The organism is Pseudomonas sp. G34 (genome assembly GCF_031119625.1).
In the GTDB taxonomy this organism is placed as follows: domain Bacteria; phylum Pseudomonadota; class Gammaproteobacteria; order Pseudomonadales; family Pseudomonadaceae; genus Aquipseudomonas.
This window is the reverse complement of the sequence record NZ_JAVHZV010000004.1, coordinates 77192-88102: the sequence shown is the minus strand read 5'-3', so window position 1 is coordinate 88102 and position 10911 is coordinate 77192. Positions and strand designations below refer to the sequence as shown.

The window sequence follows — 10911 nt, the reverse complement described above, 5'->3', positions numbered from 1 at the left end:
TCAGCCGATGACTAACGACCACCCAGCATGGGCAGATCGAGGCCCTGCTCGCGGGCACAATCGGCGGCGATGGCATAACCGGCATCGGCGTGACGCATCACCCCGGTGCCTGGGTCGTTGTGCAGCACGCGGGCGATACGCGCAGCGGCTTCGTCGCTGCCATCGCAGACGATGACCATACCCGAATGCTGGGAGAAGCCCATGCCCACGCCGCCGCCGTGGTGCAGCGACACCCAGGTGGCGCCGCTGGCGGTGTTGAGCAGGGCATTGAGCAGCGGCCAGTCGGACACGGCGTCGGAGCCATCCTGCATCGCCTCGGTCTCGCGGTTGGGGCTGGCCACCGAGCCCGAGTCCAGGTGATCACGACCAATCACCACCGGCGCGCTCAGCTCACCCGAACGCACCATCTCGTTGAACGCCAGGCCGAGCTTGGCGCGTTGGCCCAGGCCGACCCAGCAGATACGCGCCGGCAGGCCCTGGAAGGCGATGCGCTCGCGGGCCATGTCCAGCCAGCGATGCAGATGGGCGTCGTCCGCAATCAGTTCCTTGACCTTGGCGTCGGTCTTGTAGATGTCCTCGGGGTCGCCGGACAACGCCACCCAGCGGAACGGGCCGATACCGCGGCAGAACAGCGGGCGGATATAGGCCGGCACGAATCCGGGGAAGTCGAAGGCGCTGTCCACGCCCTCCTGCAGGGCCATCTGGCGGATATTGTTGCCGTAGTCGAAGGTCGGCACGCCCATCCGCTGGAAGTCGAGCATGGCGCGCACGTGCACGGCCATGGATTGCTTGGCGGCCTTGACCACCGCGGCCTCCTCGGTTTTGCCGCGGGCCACGTACTCGTCCCAGGTCCAGCCAATCGGCAGGTAGCCGTTGAGCGGGTCGTGGGCGCTGGTCTGGTCGGTGACCATATCCGGGCGAACCCCACGCTTGACCAGTTCCGGCAGGATCTCGGCAGCGTTGCCCAGCAGGGCGACGGAGATGGCCTTGCCCTCTGTGGTGTACTTGGCGATGCGCGTTAGGGCGTCGTCCAGGTCAGTGGCCTGCTCGTCGACGTAACGGCTACGCAGGCGGAAATCGATACGGCTCTGCTGGCACTCGATATTCAGCGAGCAGGCGCCGGCCAGGGTGGCTGCCAATGGCTGCGCGCCACCCATGCCGCCCAGGCCTGCGGTGAGTACCCAGCGGCCCTTGAGGTTGCCGTCGTAATGCTGGCGACCGGCCTCGACGAAGGTTTCATAGGTGCCCTGGACGATGCCCTGGCTGCCGATATAGATCCAGCTGCCGGCAGTCATCTGGCCGTACATGGCCAGGCCCTTGCGATCCAGCTCGTTGAAGTGCTCCCAGGTGGCCCAGTGCGGCACCAGGTTGGAGTTGGCCAGCAGCACCCGCGGCGCGTCCTTGTGCGTCTCGAACACACCCACCGGCTTGCCGGACTGGATCAGCAGGGTCTGGTTGTCTTCCAGGCGGGTCAGCACTTCGACGATCGCATCAAAGCACGCCCAGTTGCGCGCGGCGCGACCGATGCCGCCGTACACCACCAGCTCCCTGGGGTTCTCGGCCACGTCCGGGTCGAGGTTGTTCATCAGCATGCGCAGCGGCGCTTCGGTCAGCCAGCTCTTGGCGGTCAGCGTGGTGCCGCGCGGGGCGCGGATTTCGGTGTCGCGGAACGTGGTCATGTCGCGGGCTCCTGTGGGAACGGGTCAGTGGTGGGCGGTCAGAGCCAGCCCAGAAATTTGGCGAGGTAGGCCAGTGGAATGGCCAGCAGCAGGCTGAGCAGGGTGCGCTGCAGCCAGATCAGCAGCAGGTGGCCCAGGCTCAGGGGAATCCGCGTGGCCAGCACGCAGGGAATCGAGGCGGAGAGAAACAGCACGCTGCTCACCGAGACGATGGCGGTGACGAACTTGACCAGCAGGTCGGCGTCCTTGAGCAGCATCGCCGGCAGGAACATCTCCGCCAGGCCGGCGGAGATGGCGCGGGCCACCTGCATGGGCTCTTCCAGGCCGAACAGCCAGGTCAGCGGGTAGAGCAGCATGCCGAGGGCGTCGAACAAGGGCGTGTATTTGGCGGCGAGCAAGCCGAGCAGGCCGACGGCGAGAATGCTCGGCAGGATGGCGGCGGTCATGCGCAGGCCATCGACGAAGGTTTCGCGCAGCGCAGCGCCCAGCGACGGCGCCACGCTGGCCTGCTGCATGCCGGCGCGCCAGGCGCTGCCCAGGCGGCTTTCACCGGGTTGCAGCGGCGCCTCGGGGGTGGACTCGGACGGCAGCCGCGACAGCGGATAGAGGCGCGCGCTGATCGCGGTGACGGCGAAGGTCACCGCCATGGCGCCCCAGAAGTACAGGTTCCACTGGCCCATCAGGCCCAGGGTCTTGGCGATGATCACCATGAACGGCGCCGACACGGTGGAGAAGCCGGTGGCGATGATCGCCGCCTCGCGCACGCTGTAATGGCCCTGCTGGTACATGCGGTCGGTGATCAGCAGGCCCACCGAATAACTGCCAACGAAGGACGCCACGGCGTCGATGGCCGACTTGCCCGGCGTGCGCCAGATCGGTCGCATCACCGGCTGCATCAGCACACCGATCAGCTCCAGCAGGCCGAAGCCGATCAGGAACACCAGGGCCAGCGAGCCCAGCGGCACGATCAGCGCCAGGCTGAGCACCAGTTTCTCGAACAGAAACGGCAGCATGTCCGGCCGGTACAGCGCCTCTGGGCCGAGCTGCAGCAGGTAGGCGGCGCCGATCAGCAGGCCGCACACCTTGAGCACGCTGAACACCGTATGGGTCAGGCTGCGCCGCCAGCTGCCATCCAGCCAGGGCGCCAGCGCGCCGTAGAGCATGAACAGCAGCGCCACGCCGATCACCAGTGGCCGTGCATGCAGTTGCAGGGCGCTGGCGGCATGGTCGAGGAGGATGGTCGAGCGCCCGGCGATCTCGAACGGCACGAAGAACAGCAGCAGGCCGATCAGGCTGTAGCCCAGCAGGCGCGCCAGGGCGCGCGGGCGCGACACGCCGGTACTCACCGGCAGCGGCTCAGACATGGCGCGGCTCCTGGCCGCGGTGGGCGGTGGTGAACATCGGGATTTCCTCGTAGTTGTTGTTGTGCGGGAAAGCGTCGGGCGTTCGGCTCAGAGGCTGAGCAGATGGATCAGCCGCGCCGCCACCTTGGCGGTACGGTTGTCGATGTCGTATTCGGGATTGAGCTCGGCCAGGTCGACCAGGCGCAGCTTGCCGCTGGCCTTGAGCCGTTCGAGCAGTGGCTCGAGCAGGTCCAGGCGCACGCCACGGGCGGCCGGGGCGCTGACGCCCGGCGCTTCGCAGGCCGGTAGCACGTCGATATCGAAGGTCAGGTAGAGCGCATCGCACTCGGCGGCGAAGGCGTCCAGCTCGGCGCCGATGGCATCGAGGGTCGACTCGCGAATCTCATGATCCTCGCGCACCAGCACGTTCAGCTCGGCGGCACGGGCGAACAGCGCGCGGGTGTTGCTGGCGCGGCTGACGCCGAGGCAGGCGTAGCGGAATGGCCAGCCACGGGCGGCGCACTGCGCGGCGATCTGCGCGAAGGGCGTGCCGGAGGAGTGCACATGGGCCGGGTCGCGCAGGTCGAAATGGGCGTCGAAGTTGACGATGCCGATTTTCGGGGCGGCCATCCGCGGCGTGGGGTTGCCGGACAGGTGCTCGGCCAGGCCCGACCAACTGCCGAAGGCCACCTCATGCCCCCCGCCGATCACCAGCGGCAGATGGCCGGCGTCCAGCAGCGCGCAGACGTTATGGCCGAGGCGCGCCTGGGCGGCTTCCAGATCGCCGTCCTCGCAGCTGACATCCCCCGCGTCATAGGCCGGCGCCTGACGGTGCCAGGCCAGGTTGGCCAGCGCCTTGCGCACGCTCTGCGGCGCAGCGGCGGCGCCGACACGACCATGATTGCGGCGCACACCTTCGTCGCAGGCGAAACCGAGCAGGGCCAGGCCGGGCGGGCTGTCGTCGGCCAGTGCCTGGATGCGCTGGTGCCAGCGTGCGCTGTCGGCTTCCGGGTCGTTACGGCCGCTCCAGGCGGCCATCGAGTGACGGTCAGCGAGCATAGGTCACGACTCCATTGAACACGCGCTGGCGCAGGCGCCCGGCCTGCACCGCGTAGGCCAGTTCGGCCGGATGCTGGATATCCCACAGGCACAGGTCGGCCGGGGCGCCGACGACGATGCGACCGAGCTCCGGCAAACCGAGGGCGCGGGCGCCATGGGCGGTCATGCCAGCCAGGGCTTCGCGCGGGGTGAGGCGAAACAGGGTGCAGGCCAGGTTGGCCATCAGCGTCGGCAGGCAGATTGGCGAGGTGCCGGGGTTGGCGTCGCTGGCCACGGCCATGGGCACGCCGTACTGGCGCAGCAGTTCGATGGGCGGCAACTGGGTTTCACGCAGCACGTGGAAGGCCCCGGGCAGCAGCACGGCAACGGTGCCGGCCTCGGCCATGGCTTGCACGCCGGCCTCATCCAGGTACTCGATATGGTCGGCGGACAGCGCGCCATAGCTTGCAGCCAGGGCACTGCCACCGAGGTTGGACAGTTGCTCGGCATGGGCCTTGATGGCCAGGCCGTGGGCCTGGGCCGCCTGGTAGATGCACTCGCATTGCGCGGGGGAAAAGCCGATGCCTTCGCAGAACACGTCCACCGCATCGGCCAGTCCTTCACGGGCCGCCGCCGGGATCATCGCGTCGCAGACCAGGCTCACGTAAGCGTCGGCGCGGCCGGCGTATTCCGGCGGCAGGGCATGGGCACCGAGCAGGGTGGTGAGCACCCGCACCGGGCGCAGCTCGCCGAGGCGACGGGCCACGCGCAGCATCTTCAGTTCGTCGGCAACGCTCAAGCCGTAGCCGGACTTGATCTCCAGCGTGGTCACGCCATCGGCCAGCAGCGCATCGAGGCGCGGCAGGCTGGCGGCGATCAGCTCGTCTTCGCTGGCCGCACGGGTGGCGCGCACGCTGCTGAGAATGCCGCCACCGGCGCGGGCGATCGCCTCGTAGCTCGCCCCTTCCAGGCGCATCTCGAACTCACCGGCGCGATCACCGGCGTAAACAAGGTGGGTGTGGCAGTCCACCAGCCCCGGGGTCATCACGCCGCCGTTGGCGGCTTCCTGGGCGCCGCCGGCCAGGCTCGGGTCGAAGCCGCTCTCCGGCCACAGGCCAGCCACGCGGCCCTGTTCGACCAGAACGGCCATTGCTTCGGGGAGCTGTTCGAGCCCGTCGAACAGCGTGACGTTGCGCCAGAGCCAGCGGGTGGTTTGAGAAGAAGCCATTGCAGATCGCCCTTTCTTGTAATGTATATACAATTAAGGGAAAGGCTCGAGATGGTCAAGTACCTGGCGATAAAATGGTCAGCGGGGCGGGGCTGTGGGTCTGTATATGTATATACATTTGAGGGTCGCAGCAGGGCCGGCAGCGGGCTGGCGGCTCAGCAACGATCCTTGGGATAGCGCTGGCTGACGGGGAAGGGCGGTAGCCAGGCTTCGCGCCGGCTGGTCCAGCACTCGTAGGTCGGCTGCAGCCGATCGGGGGCGTCGAGGGCGCCCAGGTGTACTTCGATTTCATCACCGCTGTGGGCGAACAGCGAGGAGCCGCAGCCTGGGCAGAAGTGGCGCCCGGCGTAACTGTGGGTTTCGCCGCTGACCGTTACGGCCTGTTGGGCAAAGATAGCGGCGGCGTAGAACAACGCGCCGTGATGCTTGCGGCAGTCGAGGCAATGGCAGATGCCGACCCGCTCAGGCTGGCCCACCGCCTCGATGCGTACCTGGCCGCACAGGCAGCCACCCGTGAATCGATCCATGCCACACCTCCGCGCCCTGCAGGGGCTTGGCAAAAACTCTAGCAGGGCGTAGCGGTTCAGGGGCGATAGGCGCGCAGGAACATCTCGACGGTGGCGCGGGCGTGCTGCTCCTGCTGCGCCTCGGTTTCCGCTGCGCCACAGCCGATCAGCAGGCGGAAGTTGGCGCCGCCCTTGAGCAGGGAAAAGAATTGATCGGCGGCGAGTTTTGGCGACTCGATGCGCAGCTGGCCACTCTGGTCCATCTTGCCCAGCAGGCACTCCATTTCGGCAAGCAGGCGCTGTGGCCCAGCCTCGTAGAAGATCTTCGCCAGCTGCGGATCCTGGGCGCCAAGGCTGGTCATCAGGCGGTGCAGCTCGACCGATTCGCTGCTGTTGAGCAGCTGGCTGAAGCCGCGGGCGATGTTCAGCAGCACGTTATGAGCGCTTGCCCCGGCGGGAAATTCGAAGAACAGCTCGGGCAGTTGTTCCTCGCACCTGGCCTTCACCGCGGCGCAGAACAGCGTCTCCTTGTCGGTGAAATGGCTGTACACCGTGAGCTTGGAAACCCCGGCGTGGGCGGCGATGGCGTCCATGCTGCTGCCGGCATAGCCGTGGCGAACAAACAGGCATTTGGCCGCTGCGAGGATGGCTTCGCGCTTGGCGAGATCTTTGGGGCGACCGGGGCCGCTGGGTTGCAATGAAGTGTCTGACATCAGGTGATTTTAATACTGGACTGGCGAGTACGCTATTTTTAATATACTCGGCAGTACAAATATTAAAAAGTTCCCGCTGAAAGGACGCTCATCATGTCTCGCCATGCTCTGTTTCGCCTTGCACCCCTGTGCCTGGCACTGTCCCTCGCTGCCTGCAGCGATGCGCAGGCGCCGCAGCCGGGAACCCGACCGGCCATGGTCGCCCAGCCGCAATTGGCGGCGGAGCAGGTGGACAGCTATCCCGGTGAGGTGAGGGCACGGCTGGAACCGGAACTGGCCTTCCGCATCGGCGGCAAGGTCACTCGGCGGCTGGTGGAAGTGGGCCAGCGGGTCGAGAAGGATGCGCCGCTGGCCGAGCTGGACCCGCAGGATGTGCGGCTGCAACTCGATGCCACCCGCGCCCAGCTGCAATCGGCTGAGTCCAACCTGCAACTGGCGCGCGCCGAGCGCGACCGTTATCGCACCCTGCAGCAGCGCGGGATGATCAGCAAATCCCTGGCCGACAACGCCGAAAACACCTTTCGCGCCGCCGAGGCGCGCCTGCGCCAGGTACGCGCCGAGCTCAGCGTTGCCGACAACCAGGCCGGCTACGCCGTGCTCAAGGCGCCGCAGAACGGGGTGATCGTGCAGCGCCGGGCCGAGGTCGGGCAGGTGGTGGCGGCCGGGCAGACGGTGTTCGTGCTGGCCGCCGATGGCGAGCGCGAGGTGCTGATCGACCTGCCCGAACAGGCGATCAGCAACCTCGCCATCGGCCAGGAAGTGGCCGTGGAGCTGTGGTCGCAGCCCGGCCAGCAGCTGGCCGGGCGTGTACGCGAATTGGCACCGGCGGCCGATTCACGTTCGCGTACCTACGCGGCGCGCGTCGCCTTGCAACGGTCGGACGCCCCGGTCGAGCTTGGGCAGAGCGCCCGGGTATTCATCGCCCGCAATGGCGACGTACCGCTGGCGGTGCCGCTGTCGGCGCTCAGCGCGGAACAGGGCCAGCCCTATGTCTGGGTGGTCGACCCGCAAACCTCCACGCTCAAGCGCACCGCCGTGCGGGTCGGTGCCTATGGCGAGAAGAGCGTGCCGGTGCTCGATGGCCTCAAGGCCAGCGACTGGGTGGTGGTGGCCGGCGTGCAGGTGCTGCTGGACGGGCAACAGGTGCGCCCGGTGGACCGGCAGAACCGCGCCGTCGACCTGGCTGCCAAGGAGTAAGCGCCGATGTCGTTCAACCTTTCCGCCTGGGCGCTGCAACAGCGCCAGATCGTGCTCTACCTGATGCTGCTGCTCGGCGTCGTCGGCGCGCTGTCCTACACCAAGCTGGGGCAGAGCGAGGACCCGCCGTTCACCTTCAAGGCCATGGTGGTGAAGACCAACTGGCCGGGCGCCACCGCCGAACAGGTGTCGCGCCAGGTCACCGAGCGCATCGAAAAGAAGCTGATGGAAACCGGCGAGTACGAACGCATCGTATCCTTCTCGCGGCCCGGCGAGTCCCAGGTCACCTTCATGGCCCGCGACTCGATGCACTCCAACGAGATTCCCGAACTCTGGTACCAGCTGCGCAAGAAGATCGGCGATATCCGCCATACCTTGCCCGCCGGTATCCAGGGGCCGTTCTTCAACGACGAGTTCGGCACCACCTTCGGCAATATCTACGCGCTGACCGGCAACGGTTTCGACTACGCGGTGCTCAAGGATTACGCCGACCGCGTGCAGCTGCAGCTGCAGCGCGTGAAGGATGTCGGCAAGGTCGAGCTGGTCGGCCTGCAGGACGAGAAGATCTGGATCGAGCTGTCGAACACCAAACTGGCCACCCTCGGCCTGCCGCTTGCCGCCGTACAGCAGGCCCTCGAGCAGCAGAACGCGATGCCCGTGGCCGGCTTCTTCGAGACCGGCAGCGACCGGGTGCAACTGCGCGTCAGCGGCAACTTCGAGACGGTCGAGCAGATCCGCGATTTCCCCATCCGTGTGGCCGAGCGTACCTTCCGCATCGGCGACGTCGCCGAGGTCAGCCGCGGCTTCAATGACCCACCGGCGCCGCGCATGCGCTTCATGGGCGAGGACGCCATCGGCCTGGCGGTTTCCATGAAGCCCGGCGGCGACATCCTGGTGCTCGGCAAGGCGCTGGAAAGCGAGTTCACCCGCCTGCAGAACAACCTGCCGGCAGGTATGCAGCTGCGCAAGGTCTCGGACCAGCCGGCAGCGGTAAAGACCGGCGTCGGCGAGTTCGTCAAGGTGCTTACCGAGGCGTTGATCATCGTCCTGCTGGTCAGCTTCTTCTCCCTCGGGTTGCGCACCGGGCTGGTGGTGGCGCTGTCGATTCCCCTGGTGCTGGCGATGACCTTCGCCGCCATGTACTACCTGAACATCGGCCTGCACAAGATTTCCCTCGGTGCCCTGGTGCTGGCCCTGGGCCTGCTGGTGGACGACGCGATCATTGCCGTGGAGATCATGGCGATCAAGATGGAGCAGGGCTACGACCGCCTCAAGGCGGCGAGCTTCGCCTGGACCAGCACGGCGTTCCCGATGCTCACCGGCACGCTGATCACCGCGGCGGGCTTTCTGCCGATCGCCACGGCGCAGTCGGGCACCGGCGAATACACCCGCTCGATCTTCCAGGTGGTGACCATCGCGCTGCTGATGTCCTGGGTGGCGGCGGTGATGTTCGTGCCGTATCTGGGCGCGCGTTTGTTACCGGATCTGGCCAAGCGCGCAGCCCTCAGGCACGGCAGCACGGGCGGGCATGACCCTTATTCGACGCCCTTCTATGCACGTGTCCGTCGTCTGGTGGACTGGTGCGTGCGCTGGCGCAAGACGGTCATCGTGCTGACCCTGGCGCTGTTCGTCGGCTCGATCTTGCTGTTCCGTTTCGTGCCGCAGCAGTTTTTCCCGGCCTCCGGGCGTCTGGAGCTGATGGTCGATTTCAAGCTGGCCGAAGGCGCCTCGCTGATCGCCACCGAGGCCGAGGTACGCCGCCTGGAGCAGCGCCTGGCCGGTCATCCGGGGGTGGACAACTACGTGGCCTATGTCGGCACCGGTTCGCCGCGCTTCTACCTGCCGCTGGATCAGCAACTGCCGGCCACCAGCTTCGCGCAGATCGTGGTGCTGGCTACATCCATCGAGGAACGCGAAGCCGTGCGCGCCTGGCTGATCGATGTGCTGCACGACGAATTCCCGAGCCTGCGCACACGTATCTCGCGCCTGGAAAATGGCCCGCCGGTGGGTTACCCGGTGCAGTTCCGGGTCTCCGGCGAGCATATCGACGAGGTGCGCGCCCTGGCCCGCCAGGTCGCCGACAAGGTGCGCGACAACCCCCATGTGGTCAATGTGCACCTGGACTGGCAGGAACCGAGCAAGGTGGTGTACCTGAACATCGACCAGGAGCGAGCCCGCGCCCTCGGCGTGAGCACCGCCGAGGTGGCCAACTTCCTGCGCAGCTCGCTCAATGGTTCGTCGGTCAGCGATTACCGCGAGGACAACGAGCTGATCGAAATCCTCCTGCGCGGCACCCCGGCGGAGCGCCAGGCGCTGCAACAGCTGCCGAGCCTGGCGGTGCCCACCGACAGTGGCAAGAGCGTGGCGCTGGCGCAGATCGCCACCCTCGAGTACGGCTTCGAGGAAGGGGTGATCTGGCACCGCAACCGCCTGCCGACGGTCACCGTGCGCGCCGATATCTACGGGCCTCAGCAGCCGGCCACGCTGACCAGTCAGATCCTGCCGACCCTGGCCGATATCCGCGCCAGCCTGCCGGATGGCTACCTGCTGGAAGTGGGCGGCTCGGTGGAGGATTCCTCCAAGGGCCAGACCTCGGTCGCCGCCGGCGTGCCGTTGTTCGTGGTGGTGGTGCTGACCCTGCTGATGCTGCAGCTCAAGAGCTTCTCGCGGATGATCATGGTGTTTCTCACCGCGCCGCTGGGGCTGATCGGCGTGACCCTGTTCCTGTTGCTGTTCGGCCAGCCGTTCGGTTTCGTGGCGATGCTCGGCACCATCGCGCTGTCGGGGATGATCATGCGCAACTCGGTGATTCTGGTCGATCAGATCGAACAGGACCGCGAGGCCGGGCTGGACAGCTGGAACGCCATCGTCGAAGCCACCGTGCGGCGCTTCCGGCCGATCGTGCTGACCGCGCTGGCCGCCGTGCTGGCGATGATCCCGCTGTCGCGCAGCGTGTTCTTCGGGCCGATGGCGGTGGCGATCATGGGCGGGCTGGTGGTGGCCACCGCGCTGACCCTGCTGTTCCTGCCGGCGCTGTATGCGGCGTGGTTCCGGGTCAAGCCGAGCGACAGGACGCAGGCTGCGGGTGACAGTTAAAGGCCTGATTGGCCTTTGAGAACTCGCGTTGCTTGGGCGCGTTGGTAAAAGGCAAAAGCAGCCGTTCGCCGCTCCCACAGATAATCACCAGTGCATAACTTCGTAGGGTGG

8 protein-coding genes are annotated in these 10911 nt (G+C 66.9%); 2 read left to right on the top strand and 6 right to left on the bottom strand.

All coding sequences use genetic code 11. From position 1 onward, the window contains the following. Positions 1 to 11: 11 nt before the first annotated feature. The 6 genes from hutU to QYS36_RS02905 all read right to left on the bottom strand — a co-directional run bounded on the left by hutU (position 12) and on the right by QYS36_RS02905 (position 6507). The gene (hutU, locus tag QYS36_RS02930) at positions 12 to 1679 is read right to left on the bottom strand and encodes a urocanate hydratase (protein WP_308838078.1); all 1668 of its coding nucleotides are present in this window, start codon (positions 1677 to 1679) and stop codon (positions 12 to 14) included. Positions 1680 to 1717: 38 nt separating this feature from the next. After that, positions 1718 to 3043 (bottom strand): YjiH family protein, encoded by a 1326-nt coding sequence (locus QYS36_RS02925; RefSeq protein WP_308838077.1) that lies wholly within the window; start codon positions 3041 to 3043, stop codon positions 1718 to 1720. Positions 3044 to 3130: 87 nt separating this feature from the next. Beyond that, positions 3131 to 4081, bottom strand: a complete 951-nt coding sequence (hutG, locus tag QYS36_RS02920) for a formimidoylglutamase (protein ID WP_308838076.1) — start codon at positions 4079 to 4081, stop codon at positions 3131 to 3133. Beyond that, a complete protein-coding gene (hutI, locus tag QYS36_RS02915) occupies positions 4071 to 5288 on the bottom strand; it encodes an imidazolonepropionase (protein ID WP_308838075.1) in 1218 nt (405 codons plus the stop codon). Before hutI ends, hutG begins: the two co-directional genes overlap by 11 nt. Before the next feature lie 155 nt (positions 5289 to 5443). Continuing rightward, entirely contained in the window at positions 5444 to 5815 is a 372-nt protein-coding gene (locus QYS36_RS02910) for a GFA family protein (protein WP_308838074.1), read from the bottom strand. A 56-nt stretch (positions 5816 to 5871) separates the two neighbouring features. Next, complete coding sequence (locus tag QYS36_RS02905) at positions 5872 to 6507, bottom strand: TetR/AcrR family transcriptional regulator (protein WP_308838073.1); 636 nt, start codon at positions 6505 to 6507, stop codon at positions 5872 to 5874. Positions 6508 to 6600: 93 nt separating this feature from the next. On the opposite strand from QYS36_RS02905, the gene QYS36_RS02900 reads away from it, so the two are divergent. Both QYS36_RS02900 and QYS36_RS02895 read left to right on the top strand, forming a co-directional pair. Further along, entirely contained in the window at positions 6601 to 7704 is a 1104-nt protein-coding gene (locus QYS36_RS02900; RefSeq protein ID WP_308838072.1) for an efflux RND transporter periplasmic adaptor subunit, read from the top strand. 6 nt (positions 7705 to 7710) lie between these two features. Further along, positions 7711 to 10800: an efflux RND transporter permease subunit gene (locus tag QYS36_RS02895; protein ID WP_308838071.1), complete on the top strand. Its 3090-nt coding sequence runs from the start codon at positions 7711 to 7713 to the stop codon at positions 10798 to 10800. The last annotated feature ends 111 nt before the right edge of the window (positions 10801 to 10911 follow it).